Origin of the sequence: Chlamydia sp. 16-02 (assembly GCF_042235055.1) — a bacterium.
GTDB lineage: Bacteria > Chlamydiota > Chlamydiia > Chlamydiales > Chlamydiaceae > Chlamydia.
Genome location: NZ_CP114172.1, coordinates 239,001 through 260,208 on the forward strand (window position 1 = coordinate 239,001; position 21,208 = coordinate 260,208).

Consider the following 21,208-nt stretch of genomic DNA (forward strand, 5'->3'; position numbering starts at 1 on the left):
AGAAAATTCTCGACACGTTAAAGAGAGCAGCATGTTAACCTGTAACGATTGTAGTACTTGGGAACAGTTTGTGAATTATGTTAAGACACGTTGCTCAAAAACGGCTTTTGAAAATTGGATTTCTCCTATTCAAATCATAGAAGAAACACAAGAAAAAATCCGTTTAGAAGTTCCCAACATCTTTGTTCAAAATTACCTTCTTGATAATTACAAACAAGATCTGTGTTCTTTCGTTCCCCTTGATGCCCAAGGAGAGCCAGCTTTAGAATTTGTTGTTGCAGAAATCAAAAAAGCTCCCGCGCAACCTATTACACCTCGAGAGCAACAAGAGAGCCCTGCAGAAACTTTTGAAGAATCTAAAGACTTTGAACTAAAATTAAACGCAGCTTACCGTTTTGATAATTTCATAGAAGGCCCTTCAAACCAATTTGTCAAATCTGCAGCTGTAGGTATAGCAGGACGTCCTGGGCGTTCTTATAACCCTCTATTTATCCATGGAGGTGTGGGCCTGGGGAAAACTCATTTGCTCCATGCTGTAGGTCACTACGTTAGAGAACATCATAAAAATCTTCGCGTTCATTGCATTACTACAGAAGCTTTCATCAATGATTTGGTACAACACCTTAGACTGAAATCTATCGATAAGATGAAAAATTTTTATCGTTCTTTAGATCTACTTCTTGTCGATGATATCCAGTTTTTGCAAAATAGACAAAATTTTGAAGAAGAGTTTTGTAATACTTTTGAGACTCTAATTAATTTAAATAAACAAATCGTTATTACTAGTGATAAGCCTCCAGGACAACTGAAATTGTCAGAGCGTATCATTGCTAGAATGGAATGGGGATTGGTGGCTCACGTAGGAATTCCTGATTTAGAAACTCGTGTAGCAATTTTACAACATAAAGCAGAACAAAAAGGTCTGCTTATTCCTAATGAAATCGCCTTCTATATTGCCGATCATATTTATGGAAATGTTAGACAACTTGAAGGAGCTATTAATAAGCTTACTGCCTACTGTCGTTTATTTGGAAAGACACTTACAGAAAGTATTGTTCGAGATACCTTAAAAGAGCTTTTCCGCTCCCCTTCCAAACAAAAAGTCTCTGTAGAAAGTATATTAAAAAGTGTTGCTACTGTCTTTCAAGTCAAGCTACAAGACCTTAAAGGAACCTCACGTTCTAAAGAACTTGTTTTAGCTCGGCAAGTCGCTATGTATCTCGCAAAAACCTTAATCACAGATTCTCTAGTTGCTATAGGTTCTGCCTTTGGGAAAACTCATTCGACCGTACTTTATGCTTGCAAAACTATAGAACAGAAAATAGAAAAAGATGAAACTTTAACGCGTCAAATTAGTTTATGTAAAAACCACATTGTTGGGTAATCTAGGAGAATTCCTAATGTTCCGTAGAACTGGAAAAAGTCCCTTTGAAGATGTTCAGACATTATATGAAGAAGAAACACCTTCACATTCTAATTATCCCTCCTATCCTAGATCTGAGCGTTTAGATTCTCCACCAAATCTTTTTGATTCTCCAAAATCTCCAGAAACACGTCCGTTATCTTCTTCTTATCCTTTAATTGAAGAACCACAAAAATGGACGTCTCCATCTTCTGAAGTTGACTCCCTACCCTCATTTACAGAAGAACCCGAAACCACTCTTGGAGAGGGCGTAACATTTAAAGGTGAATTAGCTTTTGACCGTTTATTACGCATTGATGGCACCTTTGAAGGTATTTTAGTTTCTAATGGAAAAATAGTTATAGGTCCTAAAGGTTGTGTAAAGGCTGATATACAACTTCAAGAAGCAGTTATTGAAGGTGTTGTTGAAGGTAATATTACAGTCAGTGGGAAATTAGAACTCCGCGGTGAAGCGATGGTTAAAGGTGATATCCAAGCAGGAACTCTATGCGTTGATGAAGGAGTGCGTCTTTTAGGCTATGTAGCTATTGTCGGAATCAACGAAGAGTCTCAGAAAGAAAAAGACTGATAAGTATTGCAGGTCGCGGAGCATACCTTTCAATATTATTCTGCCATTCACGAGATAATGGATAGTCAGATAAAATACATATAGGTCCCGTATCTATGTATTTTTTTAGACTATTTAATTGGCGTCCTAGAGGTAAAATTCCCTGATAAGGAACTCCTGTTTCTTTAGATAACTGTTTCACAAAATCTTTAGGAATTTTTGATATTAGATAAAAAATCTTTTTAGGAAAAATTTCGTAAAGCTCCCACTGATATCTTATAACTCTTGTGAAAAATTTAATGGTGGGCAATTTTCCAAGACGAGCCTGAGAGTATAGAGAAAGTGCTTTCACAGAAGGAACATATAAACAATAAGATTTCCGAGAAAATGATGGAAGGCAAGCTCGGCAAGTCGCTATCTCATCTATTCCTAAAATATGAAAACAGTGTGGGCAACGCCCTACTACCTTTTCTATTTTTAAAGTTTCCAAACATTCACGACATAAAAATTCCCCGGGTTCTTGGCAACCGTAACAGAGCTTAGGGAAAATTAGACTAAGAAAAAAACTAAAGAATCTCTGAATCACGCAAAATTTTTATTCCTAAAATTCCAATCAATTTGTTACGTTCTTAAACGTGTAGAAGCTTCAACTTCCCTCTCAGTAGCAATGCTTAAACGATTTGTTAATTCCATCTGGGAAATTTGTCAAAAGGACAAGTTTCAACGCTTTACTCCAGTTGCAGACGCTATCGATACGTTTTGCTACGAGCCTATCCATAAGTCTTCATCTCCTCCGTTTATTCGTGATGCCGTAGATGTCAAACGTTGGATGATGCTTGTTGTTATCGCCCTATTTCCAGCAACATTTTTAGCCATATGGAATTCGGGAGTTCAAGCTTTAGTCTATGGGTCTGGAAATGCCCAGCTCATGGAATCATTCTTACATATCTCTGGATTTCGTAGTTATCTCTCATTTATTTTCCACGATATCGGCTTGTTTTCGGTTCTTTGGACAGGATGTAAGATTTTTATTCCCCTACTGATAATTAGCTATTCCGTAGGAGGTGCTTGCGAAGTACTCTTCGCTGTGGTTAGAAAGCATAAAATTGCTGAGGGATTACTCGTCACAGGAATTCTCTATCCCCTAACATTACCACCAACAATTCCTTATTGGATGGCTGCCTTAGGAATTGCTTTTGGGGTTGTCGTTAGTAAAGAATTGTTTGGCGGGACAGGAATGAATATTCTCAACCCTGCTCTCTCAGGAAGAGCTTTCTTATTCTTCACGTTTCCAGCAAAGATGAGTGGAGATGTTTGGGTAGGGAGTAATCCAACAAAAATTAAAGAAAGCCTTCTTGCTATGAATTCTACAGCAGGAAAATCGATTATTGATGGCTTCTCTCAATCTACCTGCCTACAAACATTAAACTCTACATCTCCTGCCGTAAAAAGAGTTCACGTAGATGCTATAGCTTCTAATATATTACATATGACACATGTTCCTACAGAAAGTGTGATACACTCACAATTTTCTATCTGGACAGAGTCTCATCCTGGATTAATGTTAGATAAACTGACTCTAGAACAATTACAAAATTTTGTAACCTCTCCTCTTAGTGAAGGGGGTCTTGGTTTATTGCCAACACAGTTCGATTCAGCTTATTCAATTACTGATGTTATCTACGGTATTGGGAAGTTCTCTTCGGGAAATTTATTCTGGGGAAATATTATTGGTTCCTTAGGAGAGACATCAACATTTGCTTGTTTACTTGGTGCTATATTTCTGATTGTTACGGGCATTGCTTCTTGGAGAACAATGGTATCCTTCGGTATAGGAGCCTTCATCACCGCTTGGTTATTTAAAATTTTTAGCATTCTTATTGTTGGGAAACATGGAGCTTGGGCTCCTGCAAAATTCTTTATTCCAGCCTACCGGCAGTTATTCCTTGGAGGTTTAGCCTTCGGTCTTGTATTCATGGCTACAGACCCTGTATCATCCCCAACCATGAAATTAGCAAAATGGATTTATGGATTATTTATTGGTTTTATGACAATTGTTATCCGATTGATAAATCCAGCATACCCCGAAGGAGTTATGCTCGCCATTCTTCTTGGAAATGTATTTGCTCCTCTTCTTGATTACTTTGCTGTAAGAAAGTATAGACGAAGGAGAATATAAAACTATGTCTTCAGAGAAATCTAAATCCCATCTGAATCAAACATGGTATGTTGTACTTTTCATTTTCGCTTTAAGTTTATTCTCTAGCGTTTTCCTTTCTACCGTGTATTATATCTTAGCCCCTTTCCAAGAAAGAGCGGCTATTTTTGATCGCGATCAACAAATGCTAACCGCAGCACATGTTTTAGATTTTTCTGGAAAATTTCAAATCTATGAGAAAGGTTCTTGGAAACCTGCTGTATATGATAAAACCTCCCACCTACTTAAAGTTACAGATAAACGTGCGCCTGTTGTCACGAGCTCGGTTTTAGATTCGTACGCACAAGGGTTTGTTCGTCCCCTACTTGCGGATAAACGTGGTCAAATGTTTTCTTTCGAAGAAAAAAATATCAATGTGACAGAATTTGTTGAAAAACATCAAAACGGTCATTTTTATCAACAACCCTTACTATTATTCTACGTAATCTTAGCGAATACTGAACAAGCTAGAGCAATGAGCGCTTCCGAGGTTATTAAAAATCCCTCAGTAGTTCGTGCTATTATTATTCCTATTTCTGGATTCGGTTTGTGGGGCCCTATTTACGGTTATCTGGCTGTAGAAAATAACGGTGATACCGTTTTAGGAACAGCATGGTATCAACAAGCAGAGACTCCAGGATTAGGAGCAAATATTGCCAATCCCCATTGGCAAAAGCAGTTCTATGGGAAGAAAATCTTCTTACAAGCAGCTTCAGGAAATACAGATTTTGCTACAACACCTTTAGGTCTTGAGGTAATTAAAGGATCAGTACAATCAGCATTTGGAACCTCTCCAAAAGCACTATCATCGATCGATGGTATTTCTGGAGCAACATTAACGTGTAACGGCGTTACCGAGGCTTATGCACGATCTTTAGCTCCCTACCGTAGCTTGTTGATGTCTTTCGCTAAGCTTAATAACCAGAGAGATCACAATGGCAGCAAATAAATCATACAAGAGTTATTTCCTTGATCCTCTTTGGGACAATAACCAACCTCTAATTGCTATTTTAGGGATTTGTTCTGCACTTGCTGTAACGACAACAGTCAACACAGCCATTACTATGGGCCTTGCTGTAAGCTTTGTTACAGGATGTTCCTCATTCTTTGTATCCTTATTACGAAAAGCTACTCCTGACAGCGTCCGTATGATCACTCAGCTAATTATCATTAGCTTATTCGTGATTGTTATTGATCAGTTTTTAAAAGCCTTTTTCTTCAATATCTCAAAAACACTGTCCGTGTTCGTCGGATTGATTATCACCAACTGTATTGTTATGGGAAGAGCTGAAAGTTTAGCGAGAAATGTACCTCCTATTCCAGCATTTTTAGATGGTTTCTCATCGGGATTAGGCTATGGCTGGGTACTAGTTTCTGTGAGTATAATAAGAGAATTCTTCGGCTTCGGTACTATTCTTGGATTACAACTTATCCCAAAATGTTTTTATGCTTCTGAAGCTCATCCTGACGGATATGAAAACTTTGGTTTGATGGTTTTAGCTCCCTCAGCATTTTTCCTTTTAGGCATTATGATTTGGGGAGTGAATATTCTTAGATCTAAGAAGGCAAAAAGGTAGCTTTATGTGGTTAGGCGAATATACATGGCTAAATGTCTTTGGTATTTTTTTACAAGCAACCTTCATCCAAAATATCCTTCTATCGAATTTTCTTGGAATGTGTAGCTATCTTGCCTGTTCAGCACGAGTTTCTACTGCTAACGGCCTAGGAATGTCTGTAGCATTGGTTCTGACAGTTACTGGAAGTATTAACTGGGTAGTACATAAATTTATTACAGGACCTAAAGCTCTGACCTGGATATCCCCTTCATTAGCGAACGTAAATCTAAATTTCCTTGAGCTGATTATCTTCATTGTAGTTATTGCAGCTTTTACACAGATTTTGGAATTACTTTTAGAAAAGGTATCCAGAAATCTCTATCTCTCCTTAGGGATCTTCTTACCATTAATTGCTGTAAACTGTGCAATTTTAGGAGGAGTGCTCTTTGGAATCACACGCAACTACCCATTTATCCCTATGATGATATTCTCTTTAGGTGCGGGATGTGGCTGGTGGTTAGCTATTGTCTTATTCGCAACTATTAAAGAAAAACTTGCCTATTCCGATATTCCTAAAAACCTCCAAGGAATGGGAATCTCTTTCATTACCACAGGACTTATAGCCATGGCCTTTATGAGTCTTACAGGTATTGACATCTCTAAGCCATCAGCAGCAACACCAGTATCTGACATCCTAGAAACATCCAATGCTTCTTCTATAGCAGCAAAAGGTCTAAGACCTTTGAAAAAAGCACGAATAGCACAACAACGTGCAGCTAAATCCAAAGCAGCGAATATAAAAAGGGGAAAAGCTCAGTAGGTTAACTATTAGAGGAAATCTCAATAGTATCCTTAGCAATTTCTGGGAACTGACATAATACGTGTTTCACCATAAACATTGCTATGCATACAAGAGTACAGCAAGCAAAGAAAATTGCCGTGTACAATGCTGCAGGGGTAATTGTTGGTGATTGAACGGTAAATATTATCATAACGAGTATTGCTAGGGAGGTCATAAGCGCTGATAATACTCTACGAAAAGTGCGCAATCCCTCAGATTCCCCTAAAGGTCCCTCATGTAATCGATATAATAGAGTTGCTGTATTCGGATTCTCTGGAGAAGGTCGTTGAAATCTTTGGATGTTAATCATCATAAGTCATAATTCCTTTATCTATTCCTGTATGGGCTCCCCGCTACTAAGGAGGTTTTTTTCATAACGACGAAGAAGATGATATTTCGCACAAGAACAAATCAGTGCCACTAAGGTCATAGAAGCACTCATAATCCATATCATTAATTGCGTTGCTATCAGAGGGGTCCCAAAAAGCCCATAACAAGCTAGACCTATCACAGCTAAGGCTAACAATACTGTAACCGCAGTTAATACCTTAAGTTGCGTTGAAAGCCTCAACTGAACACTCTTTATCTCTATAGGAGTAGAGACGCTGCCAACTATTAACGAGGACATGATAAAATGTGTGTTAAACTCTTTTAGGGAAAAATTTTACTCCTTCAGAAAATAAAAAAAAACTCTTATCAAAACTCAAAAAAATATAACTAATGTAAGACTTTTTTTGAAATACTAACCTAACTGTTGTCTAGGAGAAAGATTTTCTGTATTCAATTTTTGATTGAGTTTGACAACCACGAACCACCCAGATTCCTCAGGAGAGTTATTAAGAAGCTGTATATTCTCTTTAAGATTTTCATTAATTTCTATAATTTCTCCTGAGACAGGGCTTAAAACTTCAATAGCGGATTTTGAAGATTCTAGGATAACAAGAACCTCACCTTCCTTACAAAAACTACCTATCCCAGGTAAATCAACATGAAGAATTTGGCCCAAGTTTTCACCCATTCTAGCTGTCAATCCCAAACGGACAACATCATTATGAATCGGTAGAATCCATACATGATAATCAGAATCCCACATTATCTGACTCCTTCATCAATAAAATGTTCTATATAATTCCCTAGAATTTCTTCATTTAAATGACTCTTAGCAAGGAATAGCTTCTCTACACTAGCGGGATCAACACATGTTTGATGTGATAAACATTTATAGAAAAAAGGCCCTTCTTCAGGATTAAATTCAATATTTGATAATGTCCCCTCCTCCATAGAAGCTAAAACAGGATAAGATTGAGGAATATTTTGATCTCCACGAGCAAATATTTTTATAGACTTTTCAAGATTCCAAAATAGAGTTCCTGCTTGATACGTTCCGTCTTTATATTCTTCTATCAAAGACCATAGACGTTTTTGCCAGAGATCTTTGCCTTCTTCCTCTTGATATCGAGATTTTAAAGCAGAAATCACCTTATCGATCTGTGAGGAGTTTTTATGTGAAGAAATTAAGGTTTTAGCCAGATCCTTACGTAACACTTCGCGATAAGGAATTACTTCTTCACCTTCAAAACACGTATCTACGATAAATGTATAGTAATGTTCACCATCCTGACTGTAGGCTTCTAAAATCTCATTATCTAGTAATAATGTAGCTAGCTCATTTCCATCCAAAATTCCTTCTAAAACACTATCTTTCCCACAAGATAGAAAAACTTCATGACTCTCGTGCTTACACTGAGCTAGGCCTTCCAGAATTCTTTTGGGATGCGCTCTTAAAATCTCTTTTCTGGTGAAAGAATTGATCTTTTCCACAAGAGAGGGTTTAAGAGCTTGGAAATCCTTACTCGAATTGCATGTTTCAATTTTAGGAAACTGTTGAAGTAGAATTTGGAAATTCTCAGGATTTTGTTGCCACTGGTGAGCCTCCACCATAGGCACTTTCGTTTCCAAATCTTGAAGTCTTATACTCTTATAGGAAACTAAAAATCTTCGACCTACTAATTTCGGTTCTTTGGCCTTTATAGTTTTAACAGGCAAAGCAAAACGTGGAACATCAAGACAATCCTTAACTGGAACGCCTACGAGATTGATATAGGTTTCAAAAGCTTCCAGATCTTCTTTATTCTTAAATTGGTATTCACGAGGTAGCTTAACCATTTCCACAGATGTAGAATCTTTACCCATAGAGAAAAATTCTTGTAGAGGACGATAATCAAAAGTTACACTACCCTCTAATTGTAAAAAGGCTCTCTTACACAAAAGTATCTCACGATACATTTTAAAAAATTCTGATTCGTTCACTCCAAGGAAATCAAAATAAGAAGCCACAAATTGGTCAAAACTTAAAGTAAGACCAGCATGTTTACTTAATTTAGTGAATGCATGTTGAGCTTTATCTTCAAAATCTTGTCGAGCTTCTTTTAAAGAAGGCATAGCAATATTTTTTTTCTGCTCATTGACAAAGCGAATTAAAGCTTCAACAGCGGCAGAAACATACGCATCTCCAAACCAATCGGCAATATTCTTATAACCAAATAAGCGTAGATCTTTCCCCTGAGCCAAAGCAGCATCTTGAGGAAGATTAAACATCTGTCTACGATATTCAAGCATCTGTTTAAGAATATAATGGGGAAATTTTTTCTCTTCTAAAAAAAGTTGAACTCTAGCGACAAACCCTTCAGGAGATACAGGATTATCTATTTCCTGTAAGGTCGTCAAAGCTTGATATAAGCGAGGGGCCGAAGACTTCCAAACTTCTTCAGAAGAAATGAAAGGAGTATCAAATCTTCGATAAGCTTGATAACGCTTCTCTTTACTGAAAGCTGGATAGTCTTGAGAGTAGATTTTTAAAAAGAGCTTTTCCCCAATTTTATTTGTTAAAAAGCGCTCTGTAAGTAATCCTTCATTTAAAAAATTCCATTCCTGAGGATTTCCTGTGAAGGGATAAGCCTCATTTATAAAGAATCTCTTAATAGCTAGAAACTCTCTTTCGGAATATTTTTTCCCAGATACAGAAAATACAACTTTCCTAGAACCATTACGCGCAGATTCTCCTGGATAGCGCCCCCAGCCTATACCTATTCCAGATACGCATACGCCGACAATAACTAAACCGATGAATTTTTTCTGATGCTTATAAAAGAACGCTAGCAAAGCCACCCTCTTGGAATAAACAGTAAAAAACTTAGTGTAAACTATTGATCGGAAAAAACCAAGAAGGATCCCCTGAGAAACGGAAAAGAGAGAATCCCTCTCTTTTCCTTATCGAATTTTATTCCAGGCTTAAGCAGGCATAAAATTAATTTGTAAATGACCAATGAGATTGTGAACAGGGTTAAAATACCAATCAAAAATCTCAGAATTATCTACGGGTTTGGATAGGCTTAAATCTTTTTTAAAGACAATGCTGGCTTTTTGAGCAACTTCTGGAGAATCAATTACAACAATACTTTCATAGTCAAAAAGATCACTTTTCTTACCAAAATTATAGCTCCCTATTACAAAGAAACGCTCGTCCACAATCATACATTTTTTATGTAGCTGGGTATCCCGAACAAAATATTCACTCACAGAAAGAGAACTACTAGGTTGTTTTCTAGAAAATATGAATTTTTTCCATAGTGAGGGGCGCTCGCCATAAGATAAAAAGAAATAGTTCATACGATTGCCCCAAGCATATACTGCTGTAAGATCAGGACTATTTTCCGTACATCCATTAGTAATGATTTCCGATCGGACACCCCGATCAAAACAAGCAGATTTTAAACTCTCAATAATTTCATCCTTGGGAATAAAGTACATATTCGCAATTTTGATAGATTTCTCTGACCTGTTTATTAAATCTACATATTCCTGGGTGATTGCATTTTTACTTTCATCAGGACCAGAAAAAATCACACGAATATTTTTAAGATCTGTTGACACAAGATCAGGACTTTCTTCAATGGCATTGCAATATGTAGATTCAGCTTCTTCAACAGTTAATTCTGGATAAGAAAGCACCCGAAAATCATCGAGATTTTTATTAAACCAGGGTTTTTTTGCGTAGGCACTCCAAAGACCATAATGCGCGTGAAATTCCTTTCTTAACTCTGTCCCGAGTTGCGCAGAGCTAATAGTGATATCCTGATCACGAAAAGCTCTAGGTCTTTGAGTTCCTGCTATAATTAAACGTGAAGACTCGACAGGTTCAGGAACAGCATCCCCCTTAGTACACATAAAATCTTCAAAATTTGTTCCCCCCATAAAAATGTACTTCCCATCCACGATAGAAATCTTAACATGACTTTCTATAACATTGGGCGCTAGAATACTCGACCCCGGAGGGCATCCAGTAAATAAATAAAAAAATCTATTAGGCCAATTGATTCTTGCATTTTCGAGTATTTGCTTATCCTTACTATCAATAAATGTAGGCTGAATAAGTATATAAGCACACAGATGAGGAGCCTCAGACATACGCTTATCTAGATGTTCAACGATTTCCTTCAGTAGATTTCCACCAGCCATGCAGGGACACAATTCAACATAGTGCTCGGCAACATCTATTGCTGATAACAGCTTTTCGTAAACCTCAATACTATTATCATGAACAATAACACCCACATGTTCCTTAGAGGCGGGAAAATGCACCATAAAGGCAAAAGTATCTTTTGTTATAAATGAACAAAAGAGTGCAATAACTAAACCCCATCGCATTTTATTCATAGATGGCCACTTGAAAATCTTTGAATTAACCCTTCTTTTATTTCTTTTCTTGCCTCTGAAAGATCCGAAGAAGGCGCTGACAGACCTAGAGGAAAAAATGCCCGTTTTTCAATTGCAGGGACTATAACATCAATAACCTCAGGCAAAAGAAACTTTTGGTAAAACTCTAAAGAACTCCCGGATAAGAATATGGATCCCTGATGTAAGAATCCTTGTTTTACAGTACGCTGAGCAGCACCTCCTACTTTCCTATCTCCCATTAAAACATCATATTTTGAAGCTCTAGCCATACAAAAATTAGACGTCTGAGGATGATGCATATCCTCGTTAAAAGAGAGCGTGCCCTTGATACGAAAAACCTTATTCAAAACCTGTAACACCATCTGATTAACAGTATAATAATTCTCCAACACAGTTGGTGCATACATAGGATGTTCCGATGACATTAATAACGAAAATGCGTAGTCTCCGTGATGAAAAACAAAGCCTCCTCCCGTAGGTCGGATAGCCGCGTCCATTCCAAGGTCGGCCCTATTATCAATTAAAAATTTTTCTGGACGCATAAAATAGCCGTAAGTGAGAGGGTATTGGCTACCCCACTCATAGAGATGCAGAATCGCTTCTCCTTTTTTGATGTGTTCTAGCAAATACTTATCTCTGGCCATATGGGCCTCAGAACTTCCTTTTCCGGAATCTACTATGCGAACAGTCATAATGAAATGGAGGGGTGTCAGTGGTGAATCATTCGTTAAAAATGTAGAAATAGTATAGCATAGGAGATGGATTCTTTACTATTTTCGTGAAAAAAATTCTTTTGTCTCAGTAATACTTTATCTATTTATCGAAGAGTTGCATCATTATTTTAAATTTCGTATATGCTTAAGGAAAGTTCTACCCGGTCTTTTAGGTTTTTATGTTTGAGAAGTTTACTAACAGAGCAAAACAAGTCATTAAATTGGCTAAAAAAGAAGCTCAGAGGTTAAATCATAACTATCTAGGTACAGAGCACATACTCTTAGGCCTACTCAAACTAGGCCAGGGTGTAGCTGTAAATGTTTTGCGTAATTTAGGGGTAGACTTCGACACTGCAAAGCAAGAAGTCGAGAGATTAATCGGTTATGGACCGGAAATTCAGGTTTATGGCGACCCCGCACTTACCGGTAGAGTAAAAAAATCTTTTGAATCAGCAAATGAAGAAGCTGGTGTTTTAGAACATAATTATGTAGGTACCGAGCACCTCCTTTTGGGGATTTTAAATCAAGCTGATGGTGTTGCTTTACAAGTTTTAGAAAACTTACATATTGACCCTAGAGAAGTTCGCAAAGAAATTCTTAAAGAATTAGAAACATTCAATCTTCAACTCCCTCCCACATCTTCTTCTAATCCTCGAGGCAACTCTTCCTCTTCTTCCAAATCTTCTTCTTTAGGCCATACCCTGGGTGGAGAAAAAAGTGATAAGCTATCAGCGTTAAAAGCCTACGGTTATGATTTAACAGAGATGTTTCGTGAATCTAAGCTTGATCCTGTTATTGGCCGTTCTACGGAAGTTGAACGTTTAATCTTAATCCTTTGCCGTAGAAGAAAAAATAATCCCGTACTTATCGGTGAAGCCGGTGTAGGGAAAACTGCTATTGTTGAAGGATTAGCACAAAAAATCATTTCTAATGAAGTTCCTGATACTTTACGTAAGAAGCGTTTAATTACTTTAGATCTTGCTTTAATGATTGCAGGAACGAAATATCGCGGTCAATTTGAAGAACGTATCAAAGCTGTTATGGATGAAGTACGCAAACATGGAAACATCCTTTTATTTATCGATGAACTGCACACTATTGTAGGTGCTGGAGCTGCTGAAGGCGCTATTGATGCTTCAAACATTTTAAAACCTGCATTAGCACGTGGAGAAATCCAGTGTATCGGAGCAACAACAATTGATGAATATCGCAAGCATATTGAAAAAGATGCAGCTTTAGAACGTAGATTCCAAAAAATCATTGTCCAACCACCTAATGTAGACGAAACTATCGAAATCCTACGTGGGCTGAAAAAGAAATACGAAGAGCATCACAACGTTGCTATTACCGAAGAAGCTTTGAAAGCTGCAGCCACATTGTCTGACCAGTATGTTCACGGACGTTTCCTTCCTGATAAAGCTATTGATTTATTAGATGAGGCTGGAGCTCGCGTACGCGTAAATACCATGGATCAACCTACAGAGTTAATGAAACTCGAAGCTGAGATTGAAACTACGAAACTTGCTAAAGAACAAGCTATCGGAACTCAAGAATATGAAAAAGCCGCGGGATTGCGTGATGAGGAGAAAAAGCTTCGAGAACGTCTCTCCAATATGAAACAAGAATGGGAGAATCATAAAGAAGAGCATCAGATTCCTGTAGATGAAGAGGCTGTTGCTCAAGTAGTCTCATTACAAACAGGAATTCCTTCTGCAAGACTTACTGAAGCAGAAAGTGAAAAATTACTTAAATTAGAAGACACTTTACGTAAAAAGGTTATTGGCCAAGATCAAGCTGTAGCAAGTATTTGCCGTGCTATTCGTCGTTCAAGAACAGGGATTAAAGATCCCAATCGTCCTACAGGCTCCTTCTTATTCTTAGGCCCCACAGGAGTTGGGAAAACATTACTTGCTCAACAAATTGCTATTGAAATGTTCGGTGGCGAGGATGCCTTAATTCAAGTAGACATGTCTGAGTACATGGAAAAATTTGCTGCTACAAAAATGATGGGATCGCCTCCAGGATATGTTGGTCACGAAGAGGGAGGCCATCTTACAGAGCAAGTACGTCGCCGACCTTATTGTGTTGTTTTATTCGATGAGATTGAAAAAGCGCATCCTGACATTATGGATTTAATGTTACAGATTTTAGAACAGGGACGTCTTACAGACTCATTCGGCCGTAAGATTGATTTCCGTCATGCAATTATTATCATGACTTCTAACTTAGGCGCTGACTTAATTAAGAAAAGCGGAGAGATTGGATTTGGATCTCGATCAAATTTCGATTATAAAGTAATTCAAGAAAAAATCGAAAATGCTGTGAAGAAACATTTAAAACCGGAATTTATTAACCGCTTAGATGAAAGTGTTATCTTCCGTCCTTTAGAAAAAGATGCCTTATCTGAGATAATTCATTTAGAAATTAATAAACTGGATTCCCGTTTGAAAAATTACCAAATGGCATTAAGTATTCCAGATTCTGTAATTTCTTTTTTGGTTACCAAAGGACATTCCCCAGAAATGGGTGCACGACCTTTACGTCGTGTTATTGAGCAATATCTTGAAGACCCTCTTGCAGAGCTTTTACTTAAAGAATCTTGCCGTCAAGAAGCACGAAAACTTCGCGCTAATCTTTCTGAAGATCGCGTTACTTTTGAACGTGATGAAGAACAGGCTACTGAAAGTATTGCAGCAACTATACCAAATAGGGAATCATAGAAACTTCTATGATCCCACCCCCAAGGCACTTCTCTCCATCATAAAAGGCAATTGTTTGCCCGGGAGTGATTGCCTTAACGGGAGAAGAAAATCGTACACGCACTTCACCATTCTCCTCTGAATCAAGAATTTCACATTCTTCATCTGCAGAACGATAGCGCACTTTCGCACTACACTGCGTTATAGATTCTGGAGATACAAACCAATTCAATTCCTTAGCTGTAAGTTCTTTCTGATAGAGTAAAGGATGATCTTCTCCCCGTACTATATATACAATATTTTGCTCTATATCTTTGCCAACAACATAACAAGGTTTTTCTGAGCCCCCCAGATCTAACCCACGTCGTTGCCCTATCGTGTAATAGTGAGCGCCTTCGTGTCGACCTACAACTTTCTGAGAATCATAGTCCACAATATCTCCTTCTAAGTTTGGCACAAATTTTTCAAGAAAACTTTTGAAAGGACGTTTCCCAATAAAACAGATACCTGTGCTGTCTCTTTTCTTAGCGGTAGCTAATCCAGCTTCTTCAGCAATAGCGCGCACTTTTGTTTTTGTCATATCCCCTAAAGGGAAAAGCACATTATCTAGGGATTCTCTTCGTGTTCCACATAAAAAATAACTTTGATCTTTTTGGGGATCTATACCACGAAGTAAATGAACTCCGTCGCTATCTGAAGATAAACGACAGTAATGACCCGTAGCCAGGAAATCTCCTCCCAACTCGCGAACTTTTTTCTGAAGAAGATCAAACTTTATTTCGCGATTACAAAGAACATCGGGATTAGGTGTATAACCTTTAGAATATTCTGCAAGGAAACGAGAGAAAACTCGCTCACGGTATTCCTTAGCAAAAGATACTGTGTAGTAGGGAATGTCTAATTGATTAGCAACTCTCTCCACATCTTCATAATCTTTAGCTGTAGAACAAAAGCCATCACTATCTTCCTCCTCCCAATTTTTCATAAAGAGTCCCAGAACTCTGTAAGAAGTAAATCTTTTTAATAAGTAGGCAACTACGGAGGAATCTACGCCTCCAGACATAGCAACAACAACAGTTTTATTCATAAAAAACTAAAATAGAAAAGAATTTAAAAAGAATTACTTTATGTTACGTATTGAATAAAATGAATACATTCTTTAAATTTCACCACTATATTTTAAGGAATTCTGTGGTATTAAGTCTTTCTAATTCTATTTCCCCAACTCTTTTATCCTTACCCAGTCAATGCTCTCTTCTTTTCAACGTAGAACGGGATGCTACAATGTTACAAAAAAAAGTTGCCGTTTTCATTGAGCAAAGTTCCTTTTCTTATGTTTTAGCTATTATACTTTTAATCGCTACGATGATTGGTGGAGCTGTAATTGTGGCTTTTGGATGTGTATCTGCTAGTCTTCCGGAAATAATTAGTGGTGTGACTTTAATGGTTGCTTCTTTGGTTTGTATTCTTCTACTTATTAGTATGATTTATTTAATCAAATGCCTACCTTCTAAAGTTCAGCAAACCATAACTCTAGTAAAAAACAAAACGTCCTCCTTATCTTCTTTCCAGTTACTTCAAACTGCTTATTCAAAATTGATTTATTCAATCATAGAGAAGGAACAGCGCATAGAACAATTAAAACAAGAAGAACAACGTCTTCTGATAAGACTGCAAACTTGGCAGGAAATATCAAATTCAGCTCTAGAAATTTATTCTTCCCCATCAAGCAATCCGAATTTAATAAATTGAGTCACGTTCCCATGACATTAGCGCCTGTATCTATAGACAAAAAGGTAGTTCTTCTCCTTCCTTGGGACAATTATCGTGCTAATTTAATATTACGCACTACGGTGTGTTTTGCTATATCGATACTTACGTGTTTAGGAGTGATAGCCTTAATGAGCTATGCTATACTCTATGGCAACTGGTTAATTTTTGGTATTAGCTTAGGTATAATCCTTCTTCTCATTTCCGTAGCCCTTATCTTAGATTTACCTGTAAAAAATAAATTTTTTGGCACCTCATTGACTAATGAGATTTCTCAAGATATATCGAACTTAGGGGTAGAATCTATCGAAAAATTCCGTGCAGCATTTGCAAATATACGGAATACATTTATACCAAATATGCGTGACCTACATAATAAACTACAAAATGATTATGACGTGGCCATATCTATAAAAGAAACGCAAATTCATGACTTATCTCAAAACCTAGATTCTATGGTAAATGATAAACGTCAGGAATTAGCGATATGGATGGAAAGTAATCCCAACTCTCCTCAAGCTCGTGCACTACAAGAACAATTAAATCGTTGGGATCAATTTGAACAGAAAGGTTCTCCTAAAAGGAGACACTCTACTTCTTAGGGAATCTTCCCCTTAGGAACATTCCCTACATTAGGACGGATTATCCCACCAGATTCTACAAAAGCTATCAGCCGCATTTGCATTCCCACCAAGTGATTGAGGATCATGTGGCAATTGCTACTTACATCAGTCCAAATACCTATGACTTGTTCCGAGTAATTCTCAAGTCTATTTTTCCCAGCTTGCATCTCAACAAAGAGTTGCTCAACCTTCTGAATATCTGCCTTCATTGCTTGTATATCATTACGATAAGAAGCAAGTACTTTATTCACGTCTTCATTTAAAATGAAATAATCTTCCTCATTCATTATTGCTGGCTTTGCTGACCACATTTTTTCAAGAGCACGTTTACCAGAAGGACTCCATCCACCACCAAATCCTAACTCATCCTCATCTAAATGCTGTTCGTAATCACCTATAAATGTCACACCACTGCTATCGCTTTGTCGTCTACGTCTAGCAGCATCTATACCTTTAGACACTAATTCATCAAATCCTCCAGTATCATTCAATAGACCTTCTCGATCACTTGCCGGTACCTGAGGATTATAATCATCTTCTTCTTGAGCATTCTTCCTATCAGAAAGGACAGACACCCCTCTCTCCAACCTATTAGCTCGTTGCTGATATTCTTTACTGAGATACTTATATTTAAACTCTATCTCTTCTAGATGTTCATTTAAGAACTGTAATGTGTCTCTCACTTTGTTATATTGCGTATAAAAGTCTCTATTATCCAACGTCATCTTCTGATCAGTTTGCAAAGAGACTTTCAACATATTCATAAGAACAGATTGATCTTTGGTTATATCTTTAAGAGTTTTAATATCAATCGTAGATGCAAGATCTTTAAATAATTGTTTTTTATTTGTCTTCGATCGCTTTAATATTGTTTTTATTGCATAAGACAAACCTAAAACAGCAAGACCGATTCCTATAGCAGCTGCTAAAATCATCGGCAGAGCAAAGATCCCTCCAGGAATGATTGCAGCAATAACACCTACAGCAGCGATACCTCCAGCCACTAAACCTAGAGTTACTCCCGCATGAACCTTCGACATCGTACTACTTAATTCCTGCATCTTTAAAGAAAAGACCCCACCACCTTTAGACAATCTAGAAGTGATACTATCTCCTAATCTAATAAGTAATTCATTTTTCCTAGCAACACTGGGATAACTATCATCGCGCTGAGCATAATCTTCTTTGGAATAAACAGACTGACGTCCCTCAAGTAAACTAACACAAGTCAAATAATCGCTAGTGATTTGATCGAAGCTCTCTATAAACTCAAGACCTTCTTTTCTACCCATCTGCTTTAAAATATTTTTTTCATGTTTGCCTATTTCCATATTTAAATGAGCAAACCCGTCAACCATATGATTATATCTTGGCCACATTCCTTCTAAGAGTTCATTTTTTGGTTTTATTTTTTCAGGATTTTCCTGGAGTAGAATCTTCTGACGCTTATGCTCAACAGCTGCCCTTTTCATAGTTTGAGCCAGAGAGTTCACAGAAGTGAATAGCATACTTCCGCCAACTCCAAGCAAAACTCCTCCTAATGCCATAGAAATCGGTAAACCTACAGGTGTTGCTATAATTAAAAATACAGAAGCAACTATAGCTAAGATAGCTAGTACTATTCCTGTAGCTTGAATAGCCTTAGCGATTTTTGGATTATTATCTAGGGATGATTTTCCAATCTCTACCTGATTTAAAGCAGGACTTTGATATATTGGCTTGGGCTCAGACATAATAAGAATAAAAATAAATAAAACACTTTAATCATATAATAACTGTTTGAGACCAATTAATTAATTATAAAAATTAATAAACTATATTTAAAACAGAGTTTATAAAAACAAAAAAGACAGAAACCATTAAGGCTCTGTCTCTTTCGTATTAGAACTCACATTCTAAGTAGATCTTTAAGGATTAGGTTATGGAGTAGGTGGTGTAGGATTTGGAGGGGTTGTGCCACCGCCAGTAGTTGTTGTAGAATCTGAAGCGTTTGCAATGATGATGGCTCCAACAATCATGGCTATAACTGTAACGACCATGGTACATACAGAAATGCTTGTATGTGTACGACGTTTAGCAACGCATGAGGAACAAGGCCAATCTGTCTCAGAAGAATCACAACGGTATTGCTTCGCATTAAGATAGCTATTCACATTAGTATTTCCTGAAGCAGAAGATGTACTGTAGAAATCATCCGTAGGTGTGTTGCTAGCAATTTGTTCTTTTTGATCTGGAGAACCAGGTTTTACATTTTGTGTGGATTCTTGTTGACTTTGTTCACTACCTGCGTTTCTTCGAGTATTTGATGCTTTCTGAGCACGAACTTGAGGATTTACAGAACCGTTGCGTCTAACTTTGACAGCCGCAGCTTTTTCAACATCATAACGCAGTGTTGAAGTAATCTTCCCATTTCTAGGAATTTTACTTTCTTTTACACGAGCCTGAAGAGCTTCTCTTGAAGATTTCCTCTTGGCGACTCTCTGTTCTCTGGCTAAATCCTGAATAAGTTTATTTCTATCTTCATGAACTACTTTGACATCAGGACGAACAAAAATCGGTAATACTGGGCCTTCTTTGATATCGTGAACAACTTGAATTGCTTCTTTATCTTCAGAAGAGGCCTTTGCTTCCCTATTGACGATCATAGTTTTTAATAATGATCTAGGAGTTTCAGTATTAGGAGCTGCACGTACTATTGTACCGGCTCTTTTTCTGATTTTAGCTTTTTCTCTAGCTGACAAGCGAGGCGTTGTTTGCCTAGATTGTTCATTTACAACAGCGTTTTGATCGCAATTATTAGATCTGTGATATCTTTTAGAATACTTTCCACCGCGAGTTAAAAGACTTCCTGTTCCATATTGAACAAGCTCTTCGCAGCAATAATCCACACTCTGTTTAATTTGTTGAGCAAAGACTCGTTGTTGTTCCTTACGCTCTTCAGTTTTTAAACGACGTTGTTCTCTAAAAGAAACGCGTTGTTTCTTACGCTCTTGGCATCGAGCTTTTTGCTCTTGATTCAATCTGTCTGTGAATAAAAAGGAGACCTTTTTGCACTTTTTAGCTTTTTTTGCTGCCGCTTTAGCATTCTTTTTAGCTTCGGCAGCTTCTTTTGCTTCTTGTCGTGCACGTCTGTTCTCTTGAATCTTTTGGATTCTTTGCTCTTTCTTGCTTTTTTTGCTTTCCAAAGCAATTAAAGAATCTTCGGAATATACGGAGCTAACTTCAAAAGGAGCAACTGCAGCACTTGCGTAACCTACAGAATGGGTAAAAGTTAACAAAATGGAAAGCATTGCAAGTTGCGAAGTACGCTTAGAACTCATCATGCTGCTATAATCTCCTAGATCAGCCTATGAGATCACCATAACAACAATAGGACTTTTTTCACAACTCGGAGTTGCAAATCTTTTATAGAGATTGATAGTTAATGGATTTGCGACTCCCAATTCTTAATATAGGCAAGGAGTTGTTCTTTTTCTGGATAGTTTGTTAGAAAACTCCGTGCTTCTAAAGACATTCCAAGATGCACGATTTTATTTATTAAATTTAAATGACTTTTATCTTGGGAGGCAAAAAGGAAGAATAATACGTTCACAGGCTTACCATCAAGAGCACCGAAATCAATGCTTGTTGATAAAAACATAGGAACAACGACATCATAGTATGCATTAATTAGAAAATCTTTAGCATGAGGAAGAGCGATTCCTTCTCCAATACCTGTGGACATAAGATTTTCCCGATGAGTAAGCATCTCGAAAAGCACACTAGCATCTAGGTTAAATTTCTCTGCTATGTAAGAAGAGGCATATTGGAGGGCTTCTGCTTTATTTTTCACAGATACATCACGGATAATTCCTCCGCGATAAATTGCTTTATATAGGCTATACTTTAGAGAAAGATCCCGAAACTCCTCTTCTTGTTTCTCGTCTTTTTCTAATCCTACTAAAGCTTGATTATGTAAGATCCAATCCTCTATTTCTTCTCGATTGAATCTATGTTCATTATTCATACTATAACTAGGGATAGCCCCCTCATCCAGCCATCGGCGGACAGTATTTTCAGAAACATCTAATAAAGAAGCTAATTCTTCTAATTTTAAATCCAT

20 protein-coding genes are annotated in these 21,208 nt (G+C 37.4%); 9 read left to right on the forward strand and 11 right to left on the reverse strand.

Annotation, left to right across the window (positions count from 1 at the left end):
- The first annotated feature begins 31 nt into the window (after window positions 1–31).
- Together dnaA and O1W70_RS01020 are read left to right on the forward strand one after the other, a co-directional pair.
- Window positions 32–1,384, forward strand: a complete 1,353-nt coding sequence (dnaA, locus tag O1W70_RS01015; protein ID WP_332381304.1) for a chromosomal replication initiator protein DnaA — start codon at window positions 32–34, stop codon at window positions 1,382–1,384.
- A gap of 16 nt (window positions 1,385–1,400) precedes the next feature.
- On the forward strand, window positions 1,401–1,991 hold the full coding sequence (locus O1W70_RS01020) for a polymer-forming cytoskeletal protein (RefSeq protein ID WP_332381303.1): 591 nt from the start codon (window positions 1,401–1,403) through the stop codon (window positions 1,989–1,991).
- On the opposite strand, the gene O1W70_RS01025 is transcribed toward O1W70_RS01020, so the two are convergent.
- On the reverse strand, window positions 1,960–2,556 hold the full coding sequence (locus O1W70_RS01025) for a hypothetical protein (RefSeq protein ID WP_332381302.1): 597 nt from the start codon (window positions 2,554–2,556) through the stop codon (window positions 1,960–1,962). The two genes, O1W70_RS01020 and O1W70_RS01025, sit on opposite strands and share 32 nt — an antisense overlap.
- A gap of 81 nt (window positions 2,557–2,637) precedes the next feature.
- On the opposite strand from O1W70_RS01025, the gene O1W70_RS01030 reads away from it, so the two are divergent.
- The 4 genes from O1W70_RS01030 to nqrE are packed head-to-tail and all read left to right on the forward strand — an operon-like array spanning window position 2,638 to window position 6,543.
- A complete protein-coding gene (locus O1W70_RS01030; protein WP_332381300.1) occupies window positions 2,638–4,149 on the forward strand; it encodes a Na(+)-transporting NADH-quinone reductase subunit B in 1,512 nt (503 codons plus the stop codon).
- 4 nt (window positions 4,150–4,153) lie between these two features.
- A complete protein-coding gene (locus tag O1W70_RS01035) occupies window positions 4,154–5,116 on the forward strand; it encodes a Na(+)-translocating NADH-quinone reductase subunit C (protein ID WP_332381299.1) in 963 nt (320 codons plus the stop codon).
- Window positions 5,103–5,744 carry an NADH:ubiquinone reductase (Na(+)-transporting) subunit D gene (nqrD, locus tag O1W70_RS01040; RefSeq protein ID WP_332381297.1) on the forward strand — a complete coding sequence of 214 codons (642 nt, stop codon included), beginning with the start codon at window positions 5,103–5,105 and terminating at the stop codon, window positions 5,742–5,744. The genes O1W70_RS01035 and nqrD overlap by 14 nt, the downstream gene beginning before the upstream one ends.
- A 4-nt stretch (window positions 5,745–5,748) precedes the next feature.
- Entirely contained in the window at window positions 5,749–6,543 is a 795-nt protein-coding gene (gene nqrE, locus O1W70_RS01045; protein WP_332381296.1) for an NADH:ubiquinone reductase (Na(+)-transporting) subunit E, read from the forward strand.
- Window position 6,544: 1 nt separating this feature from the next.
- Here the strand turns inward: nqrE and O1W70_RS01050 are convergent, their stop codons facing one another.
- From O1W70_RS01050 to O1W70_RS01075, 6 genes are all read right to left on the reverse strand, one after another.
- Window positions 6,545–6,877 carry a hypothetical protein gene (locus tag O1W70_RS01050; protein WP_332381295.1) on the reverse strand — a complete coding sequence of 111 codons (333 nt, stop codon included), beginning with the start codon at window positions 6,875–6,877 and terminating at the stop codon, window positions 6,545–6,547.
- A gap of 18 nt (window positions 6,878–6,895) precedes the next feature.
- On the reverse strand, window positions 6,896–7,192 hold the full coding sequence (locus O1W70_RS01055) for a hypothetical protein (protein ID WP_332381294.1): 297 nt from the start codon (window positions 7,190–7,192) through the stop codon (window positions 6,896–6,898).
- A gap of 114 nt (window positions 7,193–7,306) precedes the next feature.
- Window positions 7,307–7,657: a glycine cleavage protein H-like protein gene (locus tag O1W70_RS01060; protein ID WP_332381293.1), complete on the reverse strand. Its 351-nt coding sequence runs from the start codon at window positions 7,655–7,657 to the stop codon at window positions 7,307–7,309.
- Window positions 7,657–9,726, reverse strand: coding sequence for a hypothetical protein (locus O1W70_RS01065; RefSeq protein WP_332381671.1), 2,070 nt, complete (start codon window positions 9,724–9,726; stop codon window positions 7,657–7,659). The genes O1W70_RS01060 and O1W70_RS01065 overlap by 1 nt, the downstream gene beginning before the upstream one ends.
- A gap of 129 nt (window positions 9,727–9,855) precedes the next feature.
- On the reverse strand, window positions 9,856–11,280 hold the full coding sequence (locus tag O1W70_RS01070; RefSeq protein WP_332381292.1) for a phosphatidylserine/phosphatidylglycerophosphate/cardiolipin synthase family protein: 1,425 nt from the start codon (window positions 11,278–11,280) through the stop codon (window positions 9,856–9,858).
- Window positions 11,277–11,993 carry a lipoate--protein ligase family protein gene (locus O1W70_RS01075; RefSeq protein ID WP_375797244.1) on the reverse strand — a complete coding sequence of 239 codons (717 nt, stop codon included), beginning with the start codon at window positions 11,991–11,993 and terminating at the stop codon, window positions 11,277–11,279. The genes O1W70_RS01070 and O1W70_RS01075 overlap by 4 nt, the downstream gene beginning before the upstream one ends.
- A 200-nt stretch (window positions 11,994–12,193) precedes the next feature.
- On the opposite strand from O1W70_RS01075, the gene O1W70_RS01080 reads away from it, so the two are divergent.
- Window positions 12,194–14,734, forward strand: a complete 2,541-nt coding sequence (locus O1W70_RS01080) for an ATP-dependent Clp protease ATP-binding subunit (protein ID WP_332381291.1) — start codon at window positions 12,194–12,196, stop codon at window positions 14,732–14,734.
- On the opposite strand, the gene mnmA is transcribed toward O1W70_RS01080, so the two are convergent.
- A complete protein-coding gene (gene mnmA, locus O1W70_RS01085) occupies window positions 14,712–15,800 on the reverse strand; it encodes a tRNA 2-thiouridine(34) synthase MnmA (RefSeq protein WP_332381290.1) in 1,089 nt (362 codons plus the stop codon). The two genes, O1W70_RS01080 and mnmA, sit on opposite strands and share 23 nt — an antisense overlap.
- 104 nt (window positions 15,801–15,904) lie before the next feature.
- Between mnmA and O1W70_RS01090 the strand changes: the two genes are divergently transcribed.
- Window positions 15,905–16,465 carry a hypothetical protein gene (locus O1W70_RS01090; RefSeq protein ID WP_332381289.1) on the forward strand — a complete coding sequence of 187 codons (561 nt, stop codon included), beginning with the start codon at window positions 15,905–15,907 and terminating at the stop codon, window positions 16,463–16,465.
- Between the two features lie 11 nt (window positions 16,466–16,476).
- Window positions 16,477–17,085: a hypothetical protein gene (locus O1W70_RS01095; protein WP_332381288.1), complete on the forward strand. Its 609-nt coding sequence runs from the start codon at window positions 16,477–16,479 to the stop codon at window positions 17,083–17,085.
- On the opposite strand, the gene O1W70_RS01100 is transcribed toward O1W70_RS01095, so the two are convergent.
- The 3 genes from O1W70_RS01100 to O1W70_RS01110 all read right to left on the reverse strand — a co-directional run bounded on the left by O1W70_RS01100 (window position 17,082) and on the right by O1W70_RS01110 (window position 21,208).
- Window positions 17,082–18,839, reverse strand: a complete 1,758-nt coding sequence (locus tag O1W70_RS01100; RefSeq protein ID WP_332381287.1) for a stage II sporulation protein M — start codon at window positions 18,837–18,839, stop codon at window positions 17,082–17,084. The genes O1W70_RS01095 and O1W70_RS01100 overlap by 4 nt on opposite strands.
- Before the next feature lie 186 nt (window positions 18,840–19,025).
- Window positions 19,026–20,429, reverse strand: coding sequence for a hypothetical protein (locus tag O1W70_RS01105; protein ID WP_332381286.1), 1,404 nt, complete (start codon window positions 20,427–20,429; stop codon window positions 19,026–19,028).
- A gap of 98 nt (window positions 20,430–20,527) precedes the next feature.
- On the reverse strand, window positions 20,528–21,208 hold the full coding sequence (locus O1W70_RS01110) for a PTS sugar transporter subunit IIA (RefSeq protein ID WP_332381285.1): 681 nt from the start codon (window positions 21,206–21,208) through the stop codon (window positions 20,528–20,530).

Excerpts from the sequence above, each read along its gene's own strand:
- O1W70_RS01100 (WP_332381287.1), bottom strand. The coding sequence starts at position 18,839 with ATGTCTGAGCCCAAGCCAATATATCAAAGTCCTGCTTTAAATCAGGTA.
- O1W70_RS01110 (WP_332381285.1), bottom strand. The coding sequence starts at position 21,208 with ATGGATTTAAAATTAGAAGAATTAGCTTCTTTATTAGATGTTTCTGAA.
- O1W70_RS01105 (WP_332381286.1), bottom strand. The coding sequence starts at position 20,429 with ATGATGAGTTCTAAGCGTACTTCGCAACTTGCAATGCTTTCCATTTTG.
- O1W70_RS01050 (WP_332381295.1), bottom strand. The coding sequence starts at position 6,877 with ATGATGATTAACATCCAAAGATTTCAACGACCTTCTCCAGAGAATCCG.
- O1W70_RS01070 (WP_332381292.1), bottom strand. The coding sequence starts at position 11,280 with ATGAATAAAATGCGATGGGGTTTAGTTATTGCACTCTTTTGTTCATTT.
- O1W70_RS01055 (WP_332381294.1), bottom strand. The coding sequence starts at position 7,192 with ATGTCCTCGTTAATAGTTGGCAGCGTCTCTACTCCTATAGAGATAAAG.
- O1W70_RS01020 (WP_332381303.1), top strand. The coding sequence starts at position 1,401 with ATGTTCCGTAGAACTGGAAAAAGTCCCTTTGAAGATGTTCAGACATTA.
- O1W70_RS01095 (WP_332381288.1), top strand. The coding sequence starts at position 16,477 with ATGACATTAGCGCCTGTATCTATAGACAAAAAGGTAGTTCTTCTCCTT.
- mnmA (WP_332381290.1), bottom strand. The coding sequence starts at position 15,800 with ATGAATAAAACTGTTGTTGTTGCTATGTCTGGAGGCGTAGATTCCTCC.
- O1W70_RS01035 (WP_332381299.1), top strand. The coding sequence starts at position 4,154 with ATGTCTTCAGAGAAATCTAAATCCCATCTGAATCAAACATGGTATGTT.
- O1W70_RS01080 (WP_332381291.1), top strand. The coding sequence starts at position 12,194 with ATGTTTGAGAAGTTTACTAACAGAGCAAAACAAGTCATTAAATTGGCT.
- O1W70_RS01060 (WP_332381293.1), bottom strand. The coding sequence starts at position 7,657 with ATGTGGGATTCTGATTATCATGTATGGATTCTACCGATTCATAATGAT.
- dnaA (WP_332381304.1), top strand. The coding sequence starts at position 32 with ATGTTAACCTGTAACGATTGTAGTACTTGGGAACAGTTTGTGAATTAT.
- nqrE (WP_332381296.1), top strand. The coding sequence starts at position 5,749 with ATGTGGTTAGGCGAATATACATGGCTAAATGTCTTTGGTATTTTTTTA.
- nqrD (WP_332381297.1), top strand. The coding sequence starts at position 5,103 with ATGGCAGCAAATAAATCATACAAGAGTTATTTCCTTGATCCTCTTTGG.
- O1W70_RS01030 (WP_332381300.1), top strand. The coding sequence starts at position 2,638 with ATGCTTAAACGATTTGTTAATTCCATCTGGGAAATTTGTCAAAAGGAC.
- O1W70_RS01075 (WP_375797244.1), bottom strand. The coding sequence starts at position 11,993 with ATGACTGTTCGCATAGTAGATTCCGGAAAAGGAAGTTCTGAGGCCCAT.